Genomic DNA, 21,819 nt, shown 5'->3' with positions numbered 1-21,819 from the left:
GCCGTGCTCGATGCCGAGCGAGATGATCCCGAGGATCGACGCGGCGTTGACCGGGGTCGCGTCGCCCTTGGCGACGAGGACCTTCTGACCCGACTTCGCCGCGGCCTGGCTGAAGAGCGAGGCGGGGCGGGCGTGGAGGCCCTTCGACGATGCAACCTGCACGGTGCGCTCGACCATGAACGTTTCTCCTTGATCCTGCAGTCGCGACTGCATCAGTGGTGCCCGGAGTCGGGCTCGCCCGGACGGACCGGGCGGGTGGAGGAGTCCCCGTCCGCGCCTGCGACGACCGCGCGAGCGGCGAAGAGGACGGGCAGGGTCTCGAGCACGGCATCGGCACCGTGCGCTCCGAAGACATCGGGCGGGAGGAGGGCGGCCGCGGCTCCCACGAGCTCCGCACGGTGGCGGAGTCCGTCGAACTGCGACTCGAGGTGCGGCCCCACGAGGAGGACGTCGGCCTCGGGGAGGGAGTGGTCGAGACCGGTGAGGGTCTCGGAGCGGAACACGGCATCCATGCCGCGCTCCTTCGCGCCCGCTCGCAGCCGGTGGGCCAGGAACGTGCTCGACGCGCCTGCACCGCAGACGATCAGGATCTTCCGCACCTCGTTCGCCTCCTCGCGTCCGGGTCGTGATTCATCCAAGCATCCCCTCGGAGGGGCGGCACCCTCCAGCAGACAATCTTCCGCGGGGGCGGAAGACGGCCCCTTCCACCCGCGGCGCGGGGGCTCCCGGGCGCGTCGCCGGGGTGATTGACTGACGGGACGTACGACTCGCCGCCCGCGTCCTGCGGGCCCGCGGCAGGGTCGTGGCGCTCCCGGCGCCCGCCCCGACCGCACGCCTGGAGCCTGATGCCTGACAACCGCGAACGACTGCTGGAGTACCTCTCCCGCGCCGACGGCTGGGTGACGGCGCACGAGCTCGCCGACAGGCTCGGAGTCACCACCCGCAGCGTCCGGAGCTACGTCACCGCGGTGAAGGCGCAGGCCGCCCCGCTGGAGCCGGTCGAGTCCTCCGCGAACGGCTACCGGCTCGCGCGCGAGGCGTACGCGGCCTACCTGGAGGCGCAGCGCAGCCGCGACGTCGAGCCCGACACACCGCGTGACCGGCTGTACAGCATCGTCCGCCGCCTGGTCGACTCCGACGAGGGCCTGGACGTCTTCGCCCTCGCCGACGCGCTGTCGGTGAGCGAGTCGACCGTCGACGCCGATCTGCGCCGGGTGAAGGCCCTCGCCGACGAGGCCGGCCTCGGGCTGGTCCGGCGCGGCCCGTCGGTGCGCCTCGAGGGCAGCGAGGAGGCCCGCCGCCGCCTGATCTCGCGGATGTTCCGCGACGAGAGCGCGCAGGGCGTCTTCACGCTCGACGACGTCCAGCGCGAGTTCGCCTCCCCCGGCCTCGGCGCCTTCAAGACCGAGCTGCTGGCCGAGCTCGAGACCCGCGGCTACTACATCAACGACTACGGCGTGAACAGCGTCCTCCTCCACATCGCGATCGCCGTCGACCGCGTCGCCCGGGGCATCGGGGACCCCTCCGGCTCCCGCCCCTCCCCCGCGATCCACGGCGAGCTCGCGGCCCTGCTGGCAGAGCTGGTGGAGCGGCACTTCGCGACGCGCCTGACCGACGCCGAGCTCGCCCAGCTCGCGATCCTGATGACGACGCGGGTGGCGACGCCCGGACAGAACGAGCCCGTCGCCGCCGTGGTCGAGAACTACCTCGACCCGGAGGATCTCGCCGTCGTCCGCGAGCTCGTCGCCGACGTCAACCGCGAGTACCTGGTCGACCTCGACGACGAGGGCTTCATCGTCCGCCTCGCCCTGCACGTGCGGAACCTGATCGCCCGGGCCGCCGAGGGCGGCTACTCCCGCAACCCGCTCACCCGCTCGATCAAGACCAGCTACCCGATGACCTACGAGATCGCGGTGTTCCTGGCGAGCGGGCTGCAGCGCCGGCGGGGCGTCGTGGTCAACGAGGACGAGATCGCCTACATCGCCCTCCACGTCGGCTCCTTCCTCGAGCGGGTGTCCCGGCGGGAGGAGCGTCTGTCCTGCGTGATCGTCTGCCCCAACTACTACGACCTCGCGCACATGCTGCGCCTGCGCGTCGAGCGCTCGCTCGGCACCGAGGTGGAGGTGCGCTCGCTGATCACGCGGAGCGACGTCGACTGGGACCGGCTCACCGCCGACCTCGTGATCACCACGATCGACGAGCGCCCCGCGTCAGACGACGTCGTGGTGGTGCAGCCGTTCCTCACCGACCACGACGTCGAGACGGTGCGCCGCGCCATCGCCCGCGTCCGCCGGCACCGCCGCCGCGCGCAGATCAAGGACGAGCTGCTGCAGTTCTTCGACGAGGAGCTGTTCTTCCGCAACGTGCACGCGCGCGACGAGGCTGCGATGATCCGGATGCTGGGCGAGCGGATGATCGCCGGCGGCATCATCGACGAGGACTACGTCGACGGCGCCATCGAGCGCGAGCGGATGAGCTCCACGGCGTTCACCGACAACCTCGCGGTCCCGCACGCGATGGCGATGAGCGCCCGCCGCACCTCCATCGCGATCGTCGTGAACGACACCGCGATGGAGTGGGGCGAGCAGCGGGTGAACGTGATCGCGATGATCGCGTTCGCCTCGGCCGGCCGCAGCACCTTCCAGTCGGTGTTCGACCAGTTCGTCGAGGTGTTCGCCGACCGGGCGGAGGTGCAGCGCCTCATCCGGCGCTCCACGGACTTCGGCGGCTTCATCGAGGAGCTGGTGCGGGTGATCGACAGCTAGCCGACACCCGCACTCCGGGTGGAGCCGGAGGGCGCTGTCGTCCTCCCGCTCCCGCGCTTCGTGGGCGCCCGACGGACCCCCGCCGGGCGCGAGAGGCCACGAGGAGCCTCCTCCGCATCGGATCGGAGGAGCTCCGCGTTGGGGCCTCTAGGCGAAGGGCGTCGGCACGATCCCGTAGGGGGCGAGGCCGGCCGCGCCGCCGTCGGCGAGCGTGGTGACCCAGATGCCGTCGTGGTGCACGGCGACGGAGTGCTCCCAGTGGGCGGCCATGCTGCTGTCCTCGGTCGCGACCGTCCACTCGTCCTCGCGGACGAAGGTCTCGGCGCTGCCCGCGGTGACCATCGGCTCGATCGCGACGACGAGTCCCGGCTTCACCTCGGGGCCGCGCTGGCGCACCCGGTAGTTGAAGACCGGCGGAGCCTCGTGCATGGTGCGCCCGATGCCGTGGCCGATGTAGTCGGTGAGGATGCCGTAGACGCGGCCCGAGCGCTCGGCCTCGTCCTCGATGTACTCCTCGATCGCCGCGCCGACCTCGTTGAGATGGCGGGCGGAGGCGAGGGCGGCGATCCCCCGCCACAGGGATCCCTCGGTCACCCGCGAGAGCTCGGCGCGTGCCGCGACCTCCTCCGGGCGGGAGGGATCGGGCAGGACCACCGTCATCGCGGAGTCGCCGTTCCAGCCGTCGATCTCGGCGCCGCTGTCGATGGAGACCAGGTCGCCCGGCTCGAGCACGCGCCCGCCGGGGATGCCGTGGACCACCTCGTCGTTGACCGAGGCGCAGATCGTGTGCCGGTAGCCCGGGACGAGCTGGAAGTTCGAGTGGCCGCCGAGCGCGACGATCGCCGCCTCGGCGATCGCGTCGAGCTCGAGCGTGGTGACGCCCGGGCGGACCGCCGCGCGGACCGCGTCGAGCGAGGCGGCCGTGGCGAGGCCCGGAGCGAGCATCGACCGCAGCTGCGCGGGCGTCTTGTAGAGCGAGGAGCGGAACGCCACGGCTCAGGCGGCCGGGGTGTCGAGGCGGCCCACGCGGTGGCCCTCGAGGGCGACGACGATCCGCTCGGTCACCTCGTCGACCGGCCCGAGGCCGTCGACCACGACCACGAGCCCGCGGGCCGCGTAGACGTCGATGAGCGGAGCGGTCTGCTCCTCGTAGAGCGCGAGTCGGCGCCGGATGACGTCCTCGGTGTCGTCGCTGCGCCCCTGCTCGAGCGAGCGCTTGAGCAGGCGGCCGACGACCTCGTCGGGATCGGCCGTCAGCTGGACGACCGCGTCGAGCCGGTTGTCGTCCGCGGCGAGGATGCGGTCGAGCTCGTCGACCTGCTCCGTGGTGCGCGGGTAGCCGTCGAGCAGGAACCCGGTCGACGCGTCCGCCTCCTGGAGGCGGTCGTGCACGATCGCGTTGGTCAGCTCGTCCGGCACGTAGCGCCCGTTGTCGAGGTAGGCCTTCGCCTGGAGACCGAGCTCGGTCTCGTTGGCGACGTTCGCGCGGAAGATGTCCCCGGTCGAGATGGCGGGCACCCGGAGGATGTCGCTCAGCCGAGCGGCCTGGGTCCCCTTGCCTGCGCCGGGAGGGCCGATCAGCAGGAGACGGAAGCCGATCGGGTGCGACGTCATCGGAGGAGTCCTTCGTAGTGGCGCTGCTGCAGCTGGGAGTCGATCTGCTTCACCGTCTCCAGGCCGACTCCGACGATGATCAGGATGGACGTGCCGCCGAAGGGGAAGTTCTGGTTCGCACCGACCAGCGCGAGGGCCACGAGGGGCACGAGCGCGATGAGGCCGAGGTAGACCGATCCGGGCAGCGTCACCCGGGTGAGCACGTAGTTGAGGTACTCGGCGGTCGGGCGGCCGGCGCGGATGCCGGGGATGAAGCCGCCGTAGCGCTTCATGTTGTCGGCGACCTCGTCCGGGTTGAAGGTGATCGCGACGTAGAAGTAGGTGAAGCCCACGATCAGGAGGAAGTACAGCGCCATGTAGAGCGGGTGATCGCCCTTGGTGAGGTAGTTCGTGATCCAGGTGACCCAGACCGGGGCCTCCTGGCCAGCGGCGGGCTGGTTGAACTGCGCGATGAGCGCGGGCAGGTACAGCAGCGACGAGGCGAAGATGACGGGCACGACGCCGGCCATGTTGACCTTGATCGGGATGTAGGTGTTGTTGCCGCCGTAGGTGCGGCGGCCGACCATCCGCTTGGCGTACTGCACGGGGATCCGCCGCTGCGACTGCTCCACGAAGACCACGGCGACCACGAGCACGAGGCCCACGCCGAGGACGAGGAGGAAGGTCTCGAAGCCGCGCGACTGCGCGATCGACCACAGGGAGGTGGGGAACTGGGCGGCGATCGAGGTGAAGATCAGCAGCGACATGCCGTTGCCGATGCCGCGCTCGGTGATGAGCTCGCCCATCCACATGATGATCCCGGTGCCCGCGGTCATGGTGATGACCATGAGGAGGATGGAGTACCACTCGTCGGTGATGATGAGCGCCGAGCACTCCGGGACACCGGAGTTGCCGAAGAGGGCGCCCGAGCGGGCGACGGTGATCAGCGTCGTCGACTGGAGGACGCCGAGCGCGATGGTGAGGTACCGCGTGTACTGGGTGAGCTTGCCCTGACCGGACTGCCCCTCCTTGTACAGCGTCTCGAAGTGAGGGATGACCACGCGCAGCAGCTGCACGATGATCGACGCCGTGATGTACGGCATGATCCCGAGCGCGAAGATCGACAGCTGGAGGAGTGCTCCACCACTGAAGAGGTTCACGAGCTCGTAGAGACCCGAGGTGCCCTGGTTGCCGGCGAGACAGGCCTGCACGGCGCTGAAGTCGACGAACGGAGCAGGGATGAAGGATCCCAGCCGGAAGATCGCCACGATCGCGAGGGTGAAGCCGATCTTGCGGCGGAGGTCGGGGGTGCGGAAGATCCGCGCAATGGCGCCAAACACTACCTAAGGTCTCCTGCTCAATTCTGTGGTGCGGGATACAGGTCGAGCTTGCCACGCGCTCCCGGAGGGAGTCGGCGTGACAAGCTCGACCGACAAGCTGCTGGTGCTACTTGATGGATCCGCCCGCAGCGACGATCTTCTGCTCGGCAGAGCTGGAGACCTTGTCGACCGCGACGTTCAGCTTAACCGCAATGTCGCCGTCCCCGAGGACTTTGACCTTCTCGTTCTTGCGGACAGCACCCTTGGCGACCAGGTCGCCGATGGTGACGTCGCCGCCCTGGGGGTAGAGCTCCGCGAGAGCGGACAGGTTCACGACCTGGTACTCGACCCGGAACGGGTTCTTGAAGCCGCGCAGCTTCGGGGTGCGCATGTGCAGCGGCATCTGCCCACCCTCGAAGCCGACGCGCACCTGGTAGCGGGCCTTGGTGCCCTTGGTGCCGCGACCGGCGGTCTTTCCCTTGGAGCCCTCACCGCGACCCACGCGGGTCTTGGCCTTCTTGGCTCCGGCAGCGGGGCGGAGGTGGTGGACCTTGAGCACGTGCTCCTTGGTCGCCGGCGCCGCCGCGCCCTTCGTGGTGGTCGCCTGCGCGGGAGTCGTGGACTCCGCGGCGGCGGCCTTCTTCGTCTCAGCCATTAGTCAATCTCCTCGACCTTCACCAGGTGGGCGACGGTCTTCACGTATCCGCGGTTCTGGGCGTTGTCCTCGCGGACGACGCTCTGACCGATCTTCCTGAGGCCGAGCGAGCGCAGCGTGTCGCGCTGGTACTGCTTCTCGCTGACCTTCGACTTGATCTGGGTCACCTTGAGCTGGGCCATCAGGCACCTGCCTTCGCGTTGGACGCAGCGGCGAGGGCGTCGGCCTCGGCACGGACGAGACGTGCCGGCGCGACCTGGTCGAAGTCGAGACCACGACGAGCGGCGACGGCGCGCGGCTCCTCGAGCTGCTTCAGAGCCTCGACGGTCGCGTGGACGATGTTGATGGTGTTCGACGAGCCGAGCGACTTGCTCAGGACGTCGTGGATGCCGGCGCACTCGAGGACGGCGCGGACGGGACCGCCGGCGATGACACCGGTACCCGCGGCGGCGGGGCGCAGGAGCACCACACCGGCGGCGGCCTCACCCTGGACGGGGTGCGGGATGGTCGAGGCGACGCGGGGGACGCGGAAGAAGTTCTTCTTCGCCTCCTCGACGCCCTTGGAGATGGCGGTCGGGACCTCGCGGGCCTTGCCGTAGCCGACGCCCACCAGTCCGTTGCCGTCTCCGACGACCACGAGCGCGGTGAAGCTGAAGCGACGGCCGCCCTTGACGACCTTCGACACGCGGTTGATGGTCACGACGCGCTCGAGGAACTGGCTCTTCTCGGCGTCACGGCCACCGCGGTCGCGGCCACCCTGGTTGCGGTCGCGGCCGCCGCGGCGGGGCTCACGAGCCTCCTGCTGCGGCTGCGTGGACGCAGCGGTCTCGACGGGGGCCTCCGACACAGCGGCGACCTCGGGTTCCTTGTTCTCTGCGGCGCTCACAGGTTGAGCCCTGCCTCTCGTGCTCCATCGGCGATCGCGGCGACGCGACCGGCGTACTTGTTGCCTCCGCGGTCGAAGACGACCGCCTCGACACCGGCGTTCTTGGCGCGCTCGGCGACGAGCTCGCCGACCTTGCGGGCCTTGGCGGTCTTGTCGCCGTCGAACACGCGCAGGTCGGCCTCGAGGGTCGACGCCGACGCGAGGGTGCGGCCCTGAGCGTCGTCGACGACCTGCACGAAGACGTGGCGGGCCGAGCGGTTGACGACGAGGCGGGGGCGCTCGGCGGATCCGACGACCTTCTTGCGCAGACGGTCGTGACGACGACCGCGCGCAGCGGACTTGCTCTTTCCTCTGGTTCCGAGTCCCATGATCACTTACCGCTCTTTCCGGCCTTGCGGCGAACGACCTCGCCGGCGTAGCGCACGCCCTTGCCCTTGTAGGGCTCGGGCTTGCGGATCTTACGAATGTTGGCGGCCACCTCACCGACGGCCTGCTTCGAGATGCCGTGCACGGTGAGCTTGTTGTTGCCCTCGACCGTGAACGAGATGCCCGCGGGCGGGGTGACGACGACCGGGTGCGAGAAGCCGAGCGCGAACTCGATGTCCGAGCCCTTCGCCAGCACGCGGTAACCGGTTCCGACGACCTCGAGGCCCTTGGAGTAGCCCTGCGTGACACCGATGATGTCGTTCGCGATGAGCGTGCGGGTGAGGCCGTGGAGCGAGCGCGACTCGCGCTCGTCATCGGGACGCGAGACCAGCACCTGGCCGTTCTCGACGGACACCTGGATGGGGCTGGCGACCGAGACGGTCAGCTCGCCCTTGGGGCCCTTGACGGTCACAGCGGATCCGGCGACGGAGACGTCGACGCCCGCCGGGATCTCGATGGGGAGTCTTCCAATACGCGACATGAGGGGTTACCACACGTAGGCGAGGACTTCCCCACCCACGCCCTTCTTCTCGGCCTGGCGGTCGGTCAGGAGACCGCTCGAGGTGGACAGGATGGCGACGCCGAGGCCGCCGAGCACGGTGGGGATCTCGGCCGACTTCGCGTACACGCGGAGTCCGGGCTTCGAGACCCGCTTGATGCCGGCGATCGAGCGCTCGCGGTTCGGGCCGTACTTGAGGGAGATGGAGAGCGTCGTGCCGACGCGCGCCTCCTCGACCTTCCAGTCGGCGATGTAGCCCTCGGTCTTGAGGATCTCGGCGATGTTCGCCTTGAGCTTCGAGCCCGGGAGGGTGATGGAGTCGTGGTGCGCGGAGTTCGCGTTACGGATTCTGGTCAGCAGATCTGCGACCGGATCAGTCATGGTCATGGCTGATGGTGCCTTTCTCGCCTGGTTTCGGCACCCTTTACAAGAGTGACGACCTGTGGTGTGGGACGGCGCCGACGACGTCGACGCCCATGCGGCCGCGCGAACGCAGGCCAACGAGCCATGCTACATGGCGGAGGTCCTGCGGTCGAGGGCCGATCGTGCACGGGATCCGGGGATCCCGCGTGGCGCCCGCCGCCGGCTCCGGACGGACCGGTCCGGCGGCGGACGCACGACGAGGCCGGAGGGCGGTTCTCACCGTCCCCCGGCCTCGAGGCTTGCTGCTTACGCGTTGTCCGACGACTTGAACGGGAAGCCGAGCTGCTTGAGCAGCGCGCGACCCTCGTCGTCGGTCTTGGCGGTGGTCACGACGGTCACGTCGAAGCCGCGGACGCGGTCGATGCGGTCCTGGTCGATCTCGTGGAAGATCGACTGCTCCGTGATGCCGAAGGTGTAGTTGCCGTTGCCGTCGAACTGGCGGTCCGACAGACCGCGGAAGTCGCGGATGCGGGGCAGCGCCACCGAGAGCAGGCGGTCCAGGAACTCCCAGGCGCGGTCGCCCCGGAGGGTGACGTGAGCGCCGATGGCCTGACCCTCGCGCAGCTTGAACTGCGCGATGGACTTGCGGGCCTTGGTGACCTGCGGCTTCTGACCGGTGATGGCGGTGAGGTCCTTGACCGCGCCGTCGATGATCTTGCCGTCGCGGGCGGCCTCACCGACACCGGTGTTGACGACGACCTTGACCAGGCCGGGGACCTGGTGGACGTTGCCGAAGCCGAACTGCTCCTTGAGAGCGGGGATGATGTCGGCCTGGTACTTGGCCTTGAGCCGCGGCTGAACCTTCGCAGCCACTGCGGTGGTGTCAGTCATTACAGTTCCTCACCCGACGCCTTCGCGTAGCGCACGCGAACGGTCTTGGTCACGCCGTCCTTGGTGACGGCCACGTTGCGGTGGCCGACCCGGGTCGGCTTCTTGGTCTTCGGGTCGACGAGCGCGACGTTGGAGATGTGGATCGAGGCCTCGACGGTCTCGATGCCGCCCTCCCTCGAGCCGCGCTGCGTCTGGCCGACGCGGACGTGCTTCTTGACGAAGTTCACGCCCTCGACGACGACGCGGTTGCGCTCGACCAGCACCTCGAGGACCTTGCCCTGCTTGCCGCGGTCTCCACCGCGGGCCTGGGTAGCGCCCGAGATGACCTGGACGAGGTCACCCTTCTTGATCTTGGCCATGACTAGATAACCTCCGGTGCCAGCGAGACGATCTTCATGAACTTCTTGTCGCGGAGCTCGCGACCGACCGGTCCGAAGATGCGGGTGCCACGGGGGTCCCCGTCGTTCTTGAGGATGACGGCGGCGTTCTCGTCGAACTTGATGTACGAGCCGTCGGCGCGACGGGTCTGCTTGATGGTGCGGACGATGACGGCCTTGACCACGTCGCCCTTCTTCACGTTGCCACCGGGGATCGCGTCCTTGACGGTGGCGACGATGATGTCACCGAGGCCCGCGTAGCGGCGGCCGGAGCCTCCGAGGACGCGGATGGTGAGGAGCATCTTGGCGCCGGTGTTGTCGGCGACCTTGACTCGGGATTCTTGCTGAAGCATGTGTCTCTCCTGCTAACTCAAGTAGGCCGCGGCCTACTTGGCCTTCTCGAGGATCTCGACCAGGCGCCAGCGCTTGGTGGCGCTGAGGGGACGGGTCTCGCTGATGACGACGGAGTCGCCGATGCCGGCGGAGTTCAGCTCGTCGTGGACCTTGACCTTGGACGTACGGCGGATGACCTTGCCGTACAGCGGGTGCTTCACCCGGTCCTCGACCTCGACGACGATGGTCTTGTCCATCTTGTCGCTGGTGACGTAGCCGCGACGGGTCTTGCGGTATCCGCGAGCGCCCGCCTCCTTCACGTCGTGGGCGGCCGACTCGTGGCCGGCGCTGTCATTGACGGTTGCCATTACTTGGCCTCCTCGTTCGACTCGGTCGCCTCGACCTCGGCCTTGGCGGCCTTCTTGGTCTTGGGCTTCTTCTCCGCCTTGGCCGGGGCCTCGACGGGTGCGGGGGTGGCGCGGATGCCCAGCTCGCGCTCACGGATGACCGTGTAAATGCGGGCGATGTCGCGCTTGACGGCACGCAGGCGGCCGTTGGTGTCCAGCTGACCGGTGGCCGACTGGAAGCGGAGGTTGAACAGCTCCTCCTTGGCCTTCTTCAGCTCGGTGACGAGACGCTCGTCCTCGTAGGTGTCGAGCTCGGCGGGGGCGAGCTCCTTGGATCCGATCGCCATTACGCGTCTCCCTCCTCGCGCTTGATGATGCGTGCCTTGAGGGGCAGCTTGTGGATGGCACGGGTCATGGCCTCACGAGCGAGCTGCTCGTCGACGCCGGCGACCTCGAAGAGGACGCGACCCGGCTTGACGTTCGCGACCCACCACTCCGGCGAGCCCTTACCGGAACCCATGCGGGTCTCGGCGGGCTTCTTGGTGAGCGGACGGTCGGGGTAGATGTTGATCCACACCTTTCCGCCGCGCTTGATGTGACGCGTCATCGCGATACGAGCGGACTCGATCTGACGGTTGGTCACGTAGGCGGGGGTGAGGGCCTGGATGCCGAACTCACCGAACGACACCTTGGTGCCACCGGTGGCCTGGCCGGACCGGCCCGGGTGGTGCTGCTTGCGGTGCTTGACTCGACGCGGAATCAACATGGTTATGCCTCAACTCCTGCTGCGACGGGCGCCTCGCTCTGCTGGCGGGGTGCACGGCGCGGACGGTCGCTGCGCTCGGGGCGCGACGACTTGCTGTTCGCCTGCTCGCGGGCGAGCTCCTTGTTGGTGATGTCGCCCTTGTAGATCCAGACCTTCACGCCGATGCGGCCGAAGGTGGTCTTCGCCTCGTAGAAGCCGTAGTCGATGTTCGCGCGGAGGGTGTGCAGCGGCACGCGTCCCTCGCGGTAGAACTCCGAGCGGCTCATCTCGGCGCCGCCGAGGCGGCCGGAGACCTGGATGCGGACGCCCTTGGCGCCGGCGCGCTGAGCGCCCTGCAGGCCCTTGCGCATCGCGCGGCGGAAGGCCACGCGGGCGGAGAGCTGCTCGGCGATGCCCTGGGCGACCAGCTGAGCCTCGGCCTCGGGGTTCTTGACCTCGAGGATGTTCAGCTGGATCTGCTTGCCCGTGAGCTTCTCGAGGTCGGCGCGGATGCGCTCGGCCTCGGCGCCGCGGCGGCCGATCACGATGCCCGGGCGGGCGGTGTGGATGTCGACGCGGACGCGGTCACGGGTGCGCTCGATCTCGATGCGGGCGACGCCCGCACGGTCGAGCTGCGTGGCGAGGAGTCGGCGGATCTTGACGTCCTCGGCGAGGTAGTCGCTGTACCGCTGGCCCTTCTTGGTGCTGTCGGAGAACCAGCGCGACACGTGGTCGGTGGTGATTCCCAGACGGAAACCGTAGGGGTTTACTTTCTGACCCATTACTTGGTCCCCTCCTCAGGAGTGGCCAGCACGACGGTGATGTGGCTGGTGCGCTTGTTGATGCGGAAGGCACGACCCTGAGCACGGGGCTGGAATCGCTTGAGGGTGGTTCCCTCATCGACGAAGGCGCGGGACACGATCAGGTCCTGGTCGTCGAGGTACTCGTTCGAGGCATCGGCCTTGACGCGAGCGTTGGCCATCGCCGAGGCGACGAGCTTGTAGACGGGCTCGGACGCACCCTGCGGCGCGAACTTCAGGATGGCCAGTGCCTCCTGAGCCTGCTTCCCGCGGATCAGGTTCACGACACGGCGAGCCTTCTGGGGGGTGACGCGGATGTGTCGCACGCGTGCGATCGACTCCACCATTTCTCTCCTCCTTCTCGTCGCCGCGTCAGCGGCGACGGCCCTTCTTGTCGTCCTTCTCGTGACCGCGGAAGGTCCGAGTGGGGGCGAACTCGCCGAGCTTGTGGCCGACCATGGTCTCGGTCACGAACACGGGGATGTGCTTGCGACCGTCGTGGACCGCGATGGTGTGACCCAGCATCGCCGGGATGATCATCGAACGGCGCGACCAGGTCTTGATGACGTTCTTGTTGCCGGCTTCGTTGGCCGTGAACACCTTGCGGAGCAGGTGGTCGTCAACGAAGGGGCCCTTCTTGAGACTGCGAGGCATCTTCTACAACTCCTACTTGCGCTTCTTACCGGCGGTGCGGCGGCGAACGATGAGCTTGTCGCTCTCCTTGTTGGGGCGACGGGTGCGTCCCTCGGACTGACCCCACGGGCTGACCGGGTGGCGTCCACCGGAGGTCTTGCCCTCTCCACCACCGTGCGGGTGGTCGACCGGGTTCATCGCGACACCGCGGACGGTCGGGCGGACGCCCTTCCAGCGCATGCGGCCGGCCTTGCCCCAGTTGATGTTCGACTGCTCGGCGTTGCCGACCTCGCCGATCGTGGCGCGGCAGCGCGCGTCGACGTTGCGGATCTCGCCCGACGGCAGGCGGAGCTGCGCGTAGGGGCCGTCCTTGGCGACGAGGCGGACCGAGGTGCCGGCCGAGCGGGCGAGCTTGGCGCCGCCTCCCGGCTTGATCTCGATGGCGTGGATGACCGTACCGGTCGGGATGTTGCGCAGCGGCAGGTTGTTGCCGGGCTTGATGTCGGCGCCGGCGCCCGACTCCACGACGTCGCCCTGCGAGAGCTTGTTCGGGGCCAGGATGTAGCGCTTGGTGCCGTCCACGAAGTGGAGCAGCGCGATGCGCGCCGTGCGGTTGGGGTCGTACTCGATGTGAGCGACCTTGGCGTTGACGCCGTCCTTGTCGTTGCGACGGAAGTCGATCAGACGGTACTGGCGCTTGTGGCCACCACCGATGTGACGCGTCGTGATGCGGCCGGAGTTGTTGCGGCCACCGGTCTTGGACAGCGGGCGCAGGAGCGACTTCTCGGGCGTCGAGCGGGTGATCTCGGCGAAGTCGGCAACGCTGGAGCCGCGGCGACCGGGGGTCGTGGGCTTGTACTTACGAATAGCCATTGTCTGTTTCCTCTACGCTTCTTCGGCTCAGCCGACGCTCGTGAAGATGTCGATGGAGCCGGACTTCAGCGTGACGATCGCGCGCTTGGTGTCCTTGCGCTTGCCGGTGCCGAACTTCGTGCGGCGGGTCTTGCCCTGGCGGTTCAGCGTGTTGATCGACGCGACCTCGACGCCGAAGATCTTCTCGATGGCGAGCTTGATCTCGGTCTTGTTCGAACGCGGGTCGACCACGAAGGTGTACTTGCCCTCGTCGATCAGGCCGTAGGACTTCTCCGAGACCACCGGGGAGATGATGACGTCGCGGGGGTCCTTGTTGAACGCGGCGGACTGGCTCATGCGTTCACCTCTTCCTTGTTGGACTCGACGCCCGACTTGGCCGCGATGAACGCGTCGAGCGCGCCCTTCGAGAACACGATGTCGTCGGAGACGAGCACGTCGTACGCGTTGAGCTGGTCGGCCGGCAGGATGTGCACGAACGGCACGTTGCGGAGCGAGAGCTCGGCGATGTAGTCGTCGCGCTCGAGCACCACGAGGACGTTGCGCGACACCGAGAGGGCGTCGAGCAGGACGAGGACGTCCTTGGTCCGGGGGGTGTCGCCGAGGGCGAGGGACTCGACCACGTGGATGCGGGCACCGCGGGCGCGGTCCGAGAGAGCGCCGAGCAGAGCCGCGGCGATCATCTTCTTGGGGGTACGCTGCGCGTAGCTGCGGGGGGTCGGTCCGTGGACCACGCCACCGCCGGTCATGTGCGGGGCGCGGATCGAGCCCTGACGAGCGCGACCGGTTCCCTTCTGCTTGAACGGCTTGCGACCGGCTCCGGAGACCTCACCGCGGTTCTTCGTCTTGTGGGTTCCCTGGCGCGCCGCGGCGAGCTGGGCCACGACGACCTGGTGGATGAGGGGGATGTTGGTCTGGACGTCGAAGAGCGCGGCGGGGAGCTCGACCGAGCCCGCCTTCTGGCCCTTGACGTCGATGATGTCGACAGAGGTAGCCATGGAACTACGCTCCCTTCACGGCGTTGCGAACGAACACGAGGCGACCGCGGGCACCGGGGACGGCGCCCTTGACGAGCAGCAGGCCCTTCTCGGCGTCGACGGAGTGCACCTTGAGGTTGAGCACGGTGACGCGCTCGCCACCCATGCGACCGGCCATGCGCATGCCCTTGAAGACACGGCTGGGGGTCGAGGAGGCGCCGATGGAGCCGGGCTTGCGGTGGTTGCGGTGCGAACCGTGCGAAGCCGAGACGCCCTTGAAGTTGTGACGCTTCATGACGCCGGCGAAGCCCTTGCCCTTGCTGGTGCCGACGACGTCGACCTTGGTGCCGGCCTCGAAGACGGCGTCCACGGTCAGCTCCTGGCCTGCCGAGTAGTCGGCGGCGTCGGAGGTGCGGACCTCGGTGAGGTGGCGGCGGGGGGTGACGCCCGCGGCGTCGAAGTGACCGGCGGCGGGCTTGTTCACCTTGCGCGGGTCGATCGCACCGGCGGCGAGCTGGACGGCGGTGTAGCCGTCCTTCTCCTCCGTGCGGACCTGGGTCACGACGTTGGGGCTGATCTCGATGACGGTGACCGGCACGAGCTTGTTGTTCTCGTCCCAGACCTGGGTCATTCCGAGCTTGGTGCCGAGGAGGCCCTTGCTGGTCTTCAGCGTGGGGGAAACAGTGACAGACATGGTGGCACTCCTCCTTAGAGCTTGATCTCGATGTTGACGTCGGCCGGCAGGTCGAGGCGCATGAGCGAGTCGACGGCCTTGGGCGTCGGGTCGATGATGTCGATGAGGCGCTTGTGGGTGCGCATCTCGAAGTGCTCGCGGCTGTCCTTGTACTTGTGGGGAGAACGGATCACGCAGACCACGTTCTTCTCGGTCGGCAGCGGCACGGGGCCGACCACCGTTGCACCGGCACGGGTGACCGTGTCGACGATCTTGCGCGCCGACGTGTCGATGACCTCGTGGTCGTACGACTTCAGTCGGATGCGGATCTTCTGTCCCGCCATGTGTGATCTCTCACTCTCTTGTTATTGCGTCGTACGCGACTCCCCCGGCCGGAGCCGGACTCGTCTCGCATTGGACGCGCTCGCGAAGGAACTCCGGTGACCCGGAAAAGTGCAACCAGTGTTCTTCTGTCAAAAGCACCGCACCCCTGGGGGCGCTCCGATCGGCGTGCAGAACGCACGACGCACGGAGAGACCGTTGAGATGTCGGTTGTTGTCGTTCTGCTACCCGCCGCCTCGACGTCGCATCCGCGTGGCCGCCCTCTCGGGTCGAGCCTCCGCGATGCCGTCTCGGCACTGCCTGGCAGTGTCCCCCTCCGAGCAGCACGCCGCCCGAGAGGAAATTTTGAACTAGAAGAGTCTCCCACAGATGCCCCACCCCTGCAACCCGGGCGTGTCGCGCCGGAGGGCTCCTTCGCGAGCACGTCGTGACGGCCCCTGGGAGCCGGTCGCTCCGAGCAGCAGCGCGGGCCGGAGGGCCTCCCCCGCTACTCGAAGAGCAGCGCCCGGACGGCGGTCTCGGCCGACGCGGGGCGCGACGCGTCGATGGTCTCGCCGGCGCGGAAGTGGTCCAGAAGCCGCGGGTCGACGTAGCTGGCGCGGGCGACCGTCGGCGTGTTCCCGAGCACGTCCGAGGCGTCGCGCATCGCCTGGGCGATCGCGGAGTTCCGAGCGCGCTGTGTGGCCTGCGGGCCCGACTTCGCCAGGCTCAGCGCGGCCGCGACCGTGCCGTGCAGAGTGCGGAAGTCCTTCGCCGTGAAGTCGTCGCCGGCGCGCTCGCGCACGTAGTCGTTGATCTCGGGCGCCGAGATCGGCCGCCACTCCCGCCCGTCCTTCCAGGCGAGCAGGCGGGCGTTCGGCCCGCGACGCTTGAGAGCACGGACGACGCGCGAGAGGTCGTGGTCGAGGATCTCGCTCGTCCACGCCTGATGGCTCTTCCCGGGGAAGGCGAGGGCGACCCGGTCCCCGTGGGTCGTGGCGTGCGCGCACAGGAGCGTCGAGAGGCCGATGCTGCCGTGCTCCTTCGCGTACCTCTCGCTGCCGACGCGGAGCGATCCGGTGTCGAGCATCCGGAAGGCGGTGGCCAGCGCGCGCTCACGGCTGGGTCCGTCCGAGCGGAGGGCGATGGTCACGGCTCGGCGCGCCCCGGGCAGGGCCTCCGCGAGCCGCAGCGCCCGGTCGAACTTGATCCGGTCCTTCTGCTCGCGCCAGGTCGGATGGTAGATGTACTGGCGGCGGCCGGCGGAGTCAACGCCGGTGGCCTGGATGTGCCCGTTGGGGTACGGGGCGATCCAGACGTCCGTCCAGGCCGGCGGGATGCCGAGACGGTCGAAGCGCGCGCGCAGCTCCTTGTCGGCGACGGTCGCGCCCTTCGGGTCGCGGTAGCTGAAGCCGGAGCCCGCGCGCACCCGGGTGTAGCCGCGCCCGCTCGAATCGGTCCTGCGGAGTCGTTGCGCGCGAGTGTCAGCCATCGACCCGACGATAGGACGGCGGATCCGAGGCCCGCACCCGCTTGACGGCGGGGAGGAGCAGTCGGACGGCAGCCGCTACTCGTTGCCGATCCGCTTGTCGGCCTGGCGCTTCAGGTCCTCGATGCGGTCGTCGTACTTGCCGTTGGTGAGGCGGCTGGCGATCTCGCCCGCCTTCTCGAGGGTCTGGTCGGAGACCTGCTCGGCCTTCTCGCTCCGCAACGCGTCCTGGGCCTTCCGGCTGTTGAGCAGTTCGCCGGCCTGGCGTCCGAGTTTCCCGAGATCCACGATGATGCCTCCTTGTAAACGCGCACAGGGCGGCGCGTGCCTCAGTGTGGCGCTCCCGGCTGGGGGAACGGTGCGGGCGCGCCGGTCAGCCGGCCAGTGCGATCACCCGCTCCGCCGCGTCGGCCAGGGCGCGGCCGTAGGACGGACCGTGACCGGCGGCGTGGACGGCGAGCGGGTGCAGCTGGTGGAGCGGCACCCGCTCCTCGTAGCCGGCTTCCAGCGGATGCTGCTCGCGGTAGCCCTCAAGGACGGCGTCGAGGTGCGGAGCGCCGAAGAGTGCCAGCATCGCGAGATCGGTCTCGCGGTGGCCCCCGTGAGCGGCGGGGTCGATCAGGACGGCGCCGTCCGCCGACCAGAGCACGTTGCCGGTCCAGAGGTCCCCGTGGATCCTGGCGGGCCCCGCACCATCGTCGAAGGCTCCGGCCGCCACCCGGTCCAGAGCCTGCTCGACGAGCCGCGACTCGGCTGCCGTGAGGTTGCCCGCCTCCACGGCAGGGCCGAGGAACGGCCGCACCCGCTGCTCCGCGTAGAAGCGCCCCCACGAGTCGTCCGGGCGGCACGGCATCCCGCGGCGGCCGATGTACGCGGGGCCGGTCCATCCCGGGGGCGGCGCTCCGAACGCCGCGGCTCCGGCGTCGTGCGTCCGGGCGAGCGCGGCGCCGAAGGCCCGAGCCGACTCGGCGGAGGGTCGCGCGGAGCGGATCTCCTCCAGCTCGATGCGCCCGGGCGACACCCTCTCCACCCCGACACAGCGCGCACCGCCGTCCGCCTCGCGCAGCCAGTCCAGGCCGGCCGCCTCCCACTCGAAGAACTGCGGGAGGGCACGGGGGTCGCTCTTCACGAAGGGCATGCCGCCACGCTAGCCGGGCGTCCCCGGGAACGACGAGAGGGGCCGCCCGCCGAAGCGGACGACCCCTCTCGAGAGATCAGTAGGACGGACCTACTTGATGATCTTGGTGACCGTACCGGCACCCACGGTGCGTCCACCCTCACGGATGGCGAAGCCGAGGCCCTCCTCCATGGCGATCGGCTGGATCAGCGCGACCGTCATGTCGGTGGTGTCGCCGGGCATGACCATCTCGGTGCCCTCGGGCAGCGTGATGACGCCGGTGACGTCGGTGGTGCGGAAGTAGAACTGCGGACGGTAGTTCGCGTAGAACGGGTTGTGACGCCCACCCTCATCCTTGGACAGGATGTACGCGGTGCCCTCGAAGTCCGTGTGCGGCGTGACCGAACCCGGCTTGACGACGACCTGGCCGCGCTCGACGTCCTCGCGCTTGGTGCCGCGGAGGAGCAGACCGCAGTTCTCGCCGGCCCAGGCCTCGTCGAGCTGCTTGTGGAACATCTCGATTCCGGTGACCGTGGTCTTCTGCGTCGGGCGAATGCCGACGATCTCGACCTCGGAGTTCAGAGCGAGGGTTCCACGCTCCGCACGGCCGGTGACGACGGTTCCACGACCGGTGATCGTGAAGACGTCCTCGATCGGCATGAGGAACGGCTTGTCCTTGTCGCGCACCGGGTCCGGGATGGACTCGTCGACCGCGTCCATCAGGTCGAGGATCGACTGGGTCCAGGTGTCGTCGCCCTCGAGGGCCTTGAGGCCGGAGACGCGCACGACGGGGGCGTCGTCGCCGGGGAAGCCCTGCGACGAGAGGAGCTCGCGGACCTCGAGCTCGACGAGCTCCAGGATCTCCTCGTCGTCCACCATGTCGGCCTTGTTCAGCGCGACGAGGAGGTAGGGGACGCCGACCTGCTTGGCGAGGAGGACGTGCTCACGGGTCTGAGCCATCGGGCCGTCGGTGGCGGCGACCACGAGGATCGCGCCGTCCATCTGGGCCGCGCCGGTGATCATGTTCTTGATGTAGTCGGCGTGACCCGGGGCGTCGACGTGCGCGTAGTGGCGCTTCGGCGTCTCGTACTCGACGTGCGAGATGTTGATCGTGATGCCGCGCTGGCGCTCCTCGGGAGCGGAGTCGATCGACGCGAAGTCACGCTGGACGTTGGTCGCGGACGGGAACTTGTCCGCCAGAACCTTCGAGATCGCCGCGGTGAGCGTGGTCTTTCCGTGGTCGACGTGACCGATGGTTCCGATGTTGACGTGCGGCTTGGTCCGCTCGAACTTGGCCTTAGCCACTGTGGGTCCTCCTCAGGACTTAGGTGCAAGCATCCGCATCCGGGCGGCCGCACGGGGCGGCACGAGGACAGGAGGACTTGCGGGGGTTTTGTGTACGTATGTTACCGGCAGTGGTCGTGCGGCCGTCCCGCTGCGACAGGGGGCGCGCTGCACTCGGCAGCAAACCCGCACGACACTACCAGGCCGCCGCCGTTCCGGGGAACGGCGACGGCCCAGGGGCGGAGCTACTCGCCCTTGTTCTTCTGGACGATCTCCTCGGCCACGGCCTTGGGGACCTCGGCGTAGGTCTCGAACGTCATCGAGTAGACGGCGCGGCCCGAGGTCTTCGAGCGCAGGTCTCCGATGTAGCCGAACATCTCGGACAGCGGGACGTTGGCCCGGATGACCTTGATGCCGGTGGCGTCCTCCATCGACTGGATCATCCCGCGACGCGAGTTGATGTCGCCGATGACGTCGCCCATGTACTCCTCGGGAGTACGGACCTCGACGGCCATGAGCGGCTCGAGGAGGACCGGCTGCGCCTTGCGCGAGGCCTCCTTGAACGCGATCGAGCCGGCGATCTTGAACGCCATCTCGGAGGAGTCGACGTCGTGCGCCGCTCCGTCGACCAGGGTCGCCTTCACGCCGACCATGGGGTAGCCGGCGAGCACGCCGACCTGCATGGCGTCGCGGATGCCCGCGTCGACGGAGGGGATGTACTCGCGCGGGACGCGGCCACCGGTGACGCCGTTGACGAACTCGTAGGTCTTGTCGGCCTCGACCTCCATCGGCTCGATGGTGATCTGGACCTTCGCGAACTGGCCGGAGCCACCCGTCTGCTTCTTGTGGGTGTAGTCGTACTTCTCGACCGTGCGGCGGATCGTCTCGCGGTACGCGACCTGGGGCTTGCCCACGTTGGCCTCGACGTTGAACTCGCGCTTCATGCGGTCGACCAGGATGTCGAGGTGCAGCTCGCCCATTCCCTTGATGACCGTCTGACCGGTCTCCTGGTTCTGCTCGGTGCGGAAGGTGGGGTCCTCCTCCGCGAGCTTCTGGATCGCGGTGCCGAGCTTCTCCTGGTCCGCCTTCGTCTTGGGCTCGATGGCGACCTCGATGACGGGCTCCGGGAAGGTCATCGACTCGAGCACGACCTGCGCGGCCGGGTCGCTCAGGGTGTCACCGGTGGTGGTGTCCTTGAGGCCGATGACGGCGTAGATGTGGCCGGCGGTGACCGAGTCGACCGGGTTCTCCTTGTTGGAGTGCATCTGGAAGATCTTGCCGATGCGCTCCTTCTTGCCCTTGGTCGAGTTGATGACCTGGGCGCCGGAGTCGAGCTTGCCCGAGTAGACGCGGACGTAGGTCAGGCGGCCGAAGAACGGGTGCACGGCGACCTTGAACGCGAGCGCCGAGAAGGGCTCGGTCGAGTCCGCGTGGCGCATGATGACCTTCTCCTCGTCGCGGACGTCGTGCGCCTCGATGGCGGGGACGTCGAGCGGGGAGGGGAGGTAGTCCACGACAGCGTCGAGCATCGGCTGGACGCCGCGGTTCTTGAACGCCGAGCCGCAGAGCACCGGGTAGATCTCGGAGTTGACGGTCATCTTGCGGATGGCGCCCTTGATCTCCGCGACGGTGAGCTCCTCGCCGCCGAAGTACTTCTCGAGCAGCTCGTCGGAGGTCTCCGCGACGGTCTCGAGGAGCTTCTCGCGGTACTCCGCCGCCTTGTCGGCGAGGTCGGCCGGGATCTCCTCGATCTCGTACTTCGCGCCGAGCGCGACGTCGCCCTTCGAGTCGCCGCGCCACGTGAGCGCGCGCATCTCGACCAGGTCGACGACGCCCTCGAAAGAGGACTCCGCGCCGATGGGCAGCTGGATGACCAGCGGCTTCGCGCCGAGGCGCTTGATGATCGTGTCGACCGTGTAGTAGAAGTCGGCGCCGAGCTTGTCCATCTTGTTGACGAAGCAGATGCGCGGGACGTCGTACTTGTCGGCCTGACGCCAGACGGTCTCGGACTGGGGCTCGACGCCCTCCTTGCCGTCGAAGACGGCGACGGCGCCGTCGAGGACGCGGAGCGAGCGCTCGACCTCGACCGTGAAGTCGACGTGACCGGGGGTGTCGATGATGTTGATCTGGTTCTTGTTCCAGAAGCAGGTCGTCGCGGCGGACGTGATCGTGATGCCGCGCTCCTGCTCCTGCGCCATCCAGTCCATCGTCGCGGCGCCGTCGTGGACCTCGCCGATCTTGTGCGTGATACCCGTGTAGAACAGGATGCGCTCGGTGGTGGTGGTCTTGCCGGCATCGATGTGGGCCATGATGCCGATGTTGCGGACCTTGTTCAGGTCGGTGAGCACATCTTGTGCCACGGAGTTCCTCCGATAGGTGATGGAGCCAGCGCACCGGGTTCATGGCCGAATGGCTGGGATTCTGGTGGTGGCGGTCGCCCGGTCGCGGGGATCGGG

General features: G+C 68.5%; 31 protein-coding genes. 1 reads left to right on the top strand and 30 read right to left on the bottom strand.

The annotated features are described in order from the left end of the window. Positions 1-177 (bottom strand): HPr family phosphocarrier protein (locus C5C54_RS12660; protein WP_104255706.1); only part of this gene is annotated, 177 nt, incomplete at its 3' end. A gap of 35 nt (positions 178-212) precedes the next feature. Then, positions 213-638, bottom strand: a complete 426-nt coding sequence (locus C5C54_RS12655) for a PTS sugar transporter subunit IIB (protein WP_181065531.1) — start codon at positions 636-638, stop codon at positions 213-215. A 207-nt stretch (positions 639-845) separates the two neighbouring features. Here C5C54_RS12655 and C5C54_RS12650 point away from each other — a divergent pair, with 207 nt between their 5' ends. Continuing rightward, positions 846-2,765, top strand: a complete 1,920-nt coding sequence (locus C5C54_RS12650; protein WP_104260916.1) for a BglG family transcription antiterminator — start codon at positions 846-848, stop codon at positions 2,763-2,765. A 147-nt stretch (positions 2,766-2,912) separates the two neighbouring features. Here C5C54_RS12650 and map read toward each other — a convergent pair whose 3' ends face one another. From map to fusA, 28 genes are all read right to left on the bottom strand, one after another. Further along, positions 2,913-3,758 (bottom strand): type I methionyl aminopeptidase, encoded by an 846-nt coding sequence (gene map, locus C5C54_RS12645; protein WP_104226753.1) that lies wholly within the window; start codon positions 3,756-3,758, stop codon positions 2,913-2,915. A gap of 3 nt (positions 3,759-3,761) precedes the next feature. Next, complete coding sequence (locus C5C54_RS12640; protein WP_181028829.1) at positions 3,762-4,379, bottom strand: adenylate kinase; 618 nt, start codon at positions 4,377-4,379, stop codon at positions 3,762-3,764. Continuing rightward, on the bottom strand, positions 4,376-5,698 hold the full coding sequence (gene secY, locus C5C54_RS12635) for a preprotein translocase subunit SecY (RefSeq protein ID WP_104288470.1): 1,323 nt from the start codon (positions 5,696-5,698) through the stop codon (positions 4,376-4,378). Before secY ends, C5C54_RS12640 begins: the two co-directional genes overlap by 4 nt. Positions 5,699-5,804: 106 nt before the next feature. Continuing rightward, complete coding sequence (gene rplO, locus C5C54_RS12630; protein ID WP_104226755.1) at positions 5,805-6,332, bottom strand: 50S ribosomal protein L15; 528 nt, start codon at positions 6,330-6,332, stop codon at positions 5,805-5,807. Further along, entirely contained in the window at positions 6,332-6,514 is a 183-nt protein-coding gene (rpmD, locus tag C5C54_RS12625; RefSeq protein ID WP_181024623.1) for a 50S ribosomal protein L30, read from the bottom strand. The genes rplO and rpmD overlap by 1 nt, the downstream gene beginning before the upstream one ends. Next, positions 6,514-7,218, bottom strand: coding sequence for a 30S ribosomal protein S5 (gene rpsE, locus C5C54_RS12620; protein WP_104224559.1), 705 nt, complete (start codon positions 7,216-7,218; stop codon positions 6,514-6,516). Before rpsE ends, rpmD begins: the two co-directional genes overlap by 1 nt. Continuing rightward, positions 7,215-7,586 (bottom strand): 50S ribosomal protein L18, encoded by a 372-nt coding sequence (rplR, locus tag C5C54_RS12615; RefSeq protein WP_056037296.1) that lies wholly within the window; start codon positions 7,584-7,586, stop codon positions 7,215-7,217. The genes rpsE and rplR overlap by 4 nt, the downstream gene beginning before the upstream one ends. Positions 7,587-7,588: 2 nt before the next feature. Then, positions 7,589-8,125 (bottom strand): 50S ribosomal protein L6, encoded by a 537-nt coding sequence (rplF, locus tag C5C54_RS12610; RefSeq protein ID WP_104224560.1) that lies wholly within the window; start codon positions 8,123-8,125, stop codon positions 7,589-7,591. A 6-nt stretch (positions 8,126-8,131) separates the two neighbouring features. After that, positions 8,132-8,530: a 30S ribosomal protein S8 gene (gene rpsH / locus C5C54_RS12605; protein WP_068209423.1), complete on the bottom strand. Its 399-nt coding sequence runs from the start codon at positions 8,528-8,530 to the stop codon at positions 8,132-8,134. Between the two features lie 282 nt (positions 8,531-8,812). Beyond that, positions 8,813-9,397 (bottom strand): 50S ribosomal protein L5, encoded by a 585-nt coding sequence (rplE, locus tag C5C54_RS12600; RefSeq protein WP_068209425.1) that lies wholly within the window; start codon positions 9,395-9,397, stop codon positions 8,813-8,815. Next, entirely contained in the window at positions 9,397-9,756 is a 360-nt protein-coding gene (rplX, locus tag C5C54_RS12595) for a 50S ribosomal protein L24 (protein WP_104288469.1), read from the bottom strand. The genes rplE and rplX overlap by 1 nt, the downstream gene beginning before the upstream one ends. A 2-nt stretch (positions 9,757-9,758) precedes the next feature. Then, entirely contained in the window at positions 9,759-10,127 is a 369-nt protein-coding gene (rplN, locus tag C5C54_RS12590; RefSeq protein WP_104224562.1) for a 50S ribosomal protein L14, read from the bottom strand. A gap of 33 nt (positions 10,128-10,160) precedes the next feature. Further along, the gene (gene rpsQ / locus C5C54_RS12585; protein ID WP_104224563.1) at positions 10,161-10,475 is read right to left on the bottom strand and encodes a 30S ribosomal protein S17; all 315 of its coding nucleotides are present in this window, start codon (positions 10,473-10,475) and stop codon (positions 10,161-10,163) included. Further along, complete coding sequence (gene rpmC, locus C5C54_RS12580) at positions 10,475-10,801, bottom strand: 50S ribosomal protein L29 (protein WP_104224564.1); 327 nt, start codon at positions 10,799-10,801, stop codon at positions 10,475-10,477. The genes rpsQ and rpmC overlap by 1 nt, the downstream gene beginning before the upstream one ends. Further along, positions 10,801-11,220 (bottom strand): 50S ribosomal protein L16, encoded by a 420-nt coding sequence (gene rplP / locus C5C54_RS12575; protein ID WP_068209436.1) that lies wholly within the window; start codon positions 11,218-11,220, stop codon positions 10,801-10,803. The genes rpmC and rplP overlap by 1 nt, the downstream gene beginning before the upstream one ends. A gap of 2 nt (positions 11,221-11,222) precedes the next feature. Continuing rightward, the gene (gene rpsC / locus C5C54_RS12570; protein ID WP_068209439.1) at positions 11,223-11,981 is read right to left on the bottom strand and encodes a 30S ribosomal protein S3; all 759 of its coding nucleotides are present in this window, start codon (positions 11,979-11,981) and stop codon (positions 11,223-11,225) included. After that, the gene (gene rplV / locus C5C54_RS12565) at positions 11,981-12,346 is read right to left on the bottom strand and encodes a 50S ribosomal protein L22 (RefSeq protein ID WP_077221988.1); all 366 of its coding nucleotides are present in this window, start codon (positions 12,344-12,346) and stop codon (positions 11,981-11,983) included. The genes rpsC and rplV overlap by 1 nt, the downstream gene beginning before the upstream one ends. A 25-nt stretch (positions 12,347-12,371) precedes the next feature. Next, positions 12,372-12,653, bottom strand: coding sequence for a 30S ribosomal protein S19 (gene rpsS, locus C5C54_RS12560; protein WP_055787078.1), 282 nt, complete (start codon positions 12,651-12,653; stop codon positions 12,372-12,374). A gap of 12 nt (positions 12,654-12,665) precedes the next feature. After that, on the bottom strand, positions 12,666-13,505 hold the full coding sequence (rplB, locus tag C5C54_RS12555; protein ID WP_068251462.1) for a 50S ribosomal protein L2: 840 nt from the start codon (positions 13,503-13,505) through the stop codon (positions 12,666-12,668). 27 nt (positions 13,506-13,532) lie between these two features. Continuing rightward, positions 13,533-13,841, bottom strand: a complete 309-nt coding sequence (rplW, locus tag C5C54_RS12550; RefSeq protein WP_068209445.1) for a 50S ribosomal protein L23 — start codon at positions 13,839-13,841, stop codon at positions 13,533-13,535. Next, entirely contained in the window at positions 13,838-14,500 is a 663-nt protein-coding gene (gene rplD / locus C5C54_RS12545; RefSeq protein WP_104224565.1) for a 50S ribosomal protein L4, read from the bottom strand. The genes rplW and rplD overlap by 4 nt, the downstream gene beginning before the upstream one ends. Before the next feature lie 4 nt (positions 14,501-14,504). Further along, positions 14,505-15,173 (bottom strand): 50S ribosomal protein L3, encoded by a 669-nt coding sequence (rplC, locus tag C5C54_RS12540; protein ID WP_104224566.1) that lies wholly within the window; start codon positions 15,171-15,173, stop codon positions 14,505-14,507. A gap of 14 nt (positions 15,174-15,187) precedes the next feature. Further along, positions 15,188-15,496 carry a 30S ribosomal protein S10 gene (gene rpsJ / locus C5C54_RS12535; protein ID WP_005050520.1) on the bottom strand — a complete coding sequence of 103 codons (309 nt, stop codon included), beginning with the start codon at positions 15,494-15,496 and terminating at the stop codon, positions 15,188-15,190. Between the two features lie 485 nt (positions 15,497-15,981). Next, a complete protein-coding gene (locus C5C54_RS12530; RefSeq protein WP_104247600.1) occupies positions 15,982-16,965 on the bottom strand; it encodes a DNA topoisomerase IB in 984 nt (327 codons plus the stop codon). 75 nt (positions 16,966-17,040) lie between these two features. After that, entirely contained in the window at positions 17,041-17,250 is a 210-nt protein-coding gene (locus tag C5C54_RS12525; RefSeq protein WP_159939075.1) for an antitoxin, read from the bottom strand. Between the two features lie 85 nt (positions 17,251-17,335). Further along, the gene (locus tag C5C54_RS12520) at positions 17,336-18,100 is read right to left on the bottom strand and encodes a fructosamine kinase family protein (RefSeq protein WP_104260913.1); all 765 of its coding nucleotides are present in this window, start codon (positions 18,098-18,100) and stop codon (positions 17,336-17,338) included. 90 nt (positions 18,101-18,190) lie between these two features. Beyond that, entirely contained in the window at positions 18,191-19,384 is a 1,194-nt protein-coding gene (gene tuf / locus C5C54_RS12515) for an elongation factor Tu (RefSeq protein WP_104224570.1), read from the bottom strand. Positions 19,385-19,608: 224 nt separating this feature from the next. Next, positions 19,609-21,723 carry an elongation factor G gene (fusA, locus tag C5C54_RS12510; RefSeq protein ID WP_104224571.1) on the bottom strand — a complete coding sequence of 705 codons (2,115 nt, stop codon included), beginning with the start codon at positions 21,721-21,723 and terminating at the stop codon, positions 19,609-19,611. Positions 21,724-21,819 lie beyond the last annotated feature (96 nt).

Origin of the sequence: Rathayibacter sp. AY1F2 (assembly GCF_002930885.1) — a bacterium.
Lineage (GTDB): Bacteria > Actinomycetota > Actinomycetes > Actinomycetales > Microbacteriaceae > Rathayibacter.
Note: the sequence above shows the minus strand (reverse complement) of the source record. Positions and strands in the feature narration are given on the sequence as shown.

Bases quoted from the DNA above. Each gene is read 5' to 3' on its own strand.
- rpmC (WP_104224564.1), bottom strand. From the start codon at position 10,801: ATGGCGATCGGATCCAAGGAGCTCGCCCCCGCCGAGCTCGACACCTAC.
- C5C54_RS12520 (WP_104260913.1), bottom strand. From the start codon at position 18,100: ATGCCCTTCGTGAAGAGCGACCCCCGTGCCCTCCCGCAGTTCTTCGAG.
- rpmD (WP_181024623.1), bottom strand. From the start codon at position 6,514: ATGGCCCAGCTCAAGGTGACCCAGATCAAGTCGAAGGTCAGCGAGAAG.
- C5C54_RS12650 (WP_104260916.1), top strand. From the start codon at position 846: ATGCCTGACAACCGCGAACGACTGCTGGAGTACCTCTCCCGCGCCGAC.
- C5C54_RS12640 (WP_181028829.1), bottom strand. From the start codon at position 4,379: ATGACGTCGCACCCGATCGGCTTCCGTCTCCTGCTGATCGGCCCTCCC.
- rplF (WP_104224560.1), bottom strand. From the start codon at position 8,125: ATGTCGCGTATTGGAAGACTCCCCATCGAGATCCCGGCGGGCGTCGAC.
- rplN (WP_104224562.1), bottom strand. From the start codon at position 10,127: ATGCTTCAGCAAGAATCCCGAGTCAAGGTCGCCGACAACACCGGCGCC.
- rplO (WP_104226755.1), bottom strand. From the start codon at position 6,332: ATGGCTGAGACGAAGAAGGCCGCCGCCGCGGAGTCCACGACTCCCGCG.
- rplW (WP_068209445.1), bottom strand. From the start codon at position 13,841: ATGAGCCAGTCCGCCGCGTTCAACAAGGACCCCCGCGACGTCATCATC.
- rpsH (WP_068209423.1), bottom strand. From the start codon at position 8,530: ATGACCATGACTGATCCGGTCGCAGATCTGCTGACCAGAATCCGTAAC.
- rpsS (WP_055787078.1), bottom strand. From the start codon at position 12,653: ATGCCTCGCAGTCTCAAGAAGGGCCCCTTCGTTGACGACCACCTGCTC.
- rpsJ (WP_005050520.1), bottom strand. From the start codon at position 15,496: ATGGCGGGACAGAAGATCCGCATCCGACTGAAGTCGTACGACCACGAG.
- rplE (WP_068209425.1), bottom strand. From the start codon at position 9,397: ATGACTGACACCACCGCAGTGGCTGCGAAGGTTCAGCCGCGGCTCAAG.
- rplR (WP_056037296.1), bottom strand. From the start codon at position 7,586: ATGGGACTCGGAACCAGAGGAAAGAGCAAGTCCGCTGCGCGCGGTCGT.
- C5C54_RS12530 (WP_104247600.1), bottom strand. From the start codon at position 16,965: ATGGCTGACACTCGCGCGCAACGACTCCGCAGGACCGATTCGAGCGGG.
- rplC (WP_104224566.1), bottom strand. From the start codon at position 15,173: ATGTCTGTCACTGTTTCCCCCACGCTGAAGACCAGCAAGGGCCTCCTC.
- rplD (WP_104224565.1), bottom strand. From the start codon at position 14,500: ATGGCTACCTCTGTCGACATCATCGACGTCAAGGGCCAGAAGGCGGGC.
- rplV (WP_077221988.1), bottom strand. From the start codon at position 12,346: ATGGTGGAGTCGATCGCACGCGTGCGACACATCCGCGTCACCCCCCAG.
- rplP (WP_068209436.1), bottom strand. From the start codon at position 11,220: ATGTTGATTCCGCGTCGAGTCAAGCACCGCAAGCAGCACCACCCGGGC.
- rplB (WP_068251462.1), bottom strand. From the start codon at position 13,505: ATGGCTATTCGTAAGTACAAGCCCACGACCCCCGGTCGCCGCGGCTCC.
- rplX (WP_104288469.1), bottom strand. From the start codon at position 9,756: ATGGCCAAGATCAAGAAGGGTGACCTCGTCCAGGTCATCTCGGGCGCT.
- rpsQ (WP_104224563.1), bottom strand. From the start codon at position 10,475: ATGGCAACCGTCAATGACAGCGCCGGCCACGAGTCGGCCGCCCACGAC.
- rpsC (WP_068209439.1), bottom strand. From the start codon at position 11,981: ATGGGTCAGAAAGTAAACCCCTACGGTTTCCGTCTGGGAATCACCACC.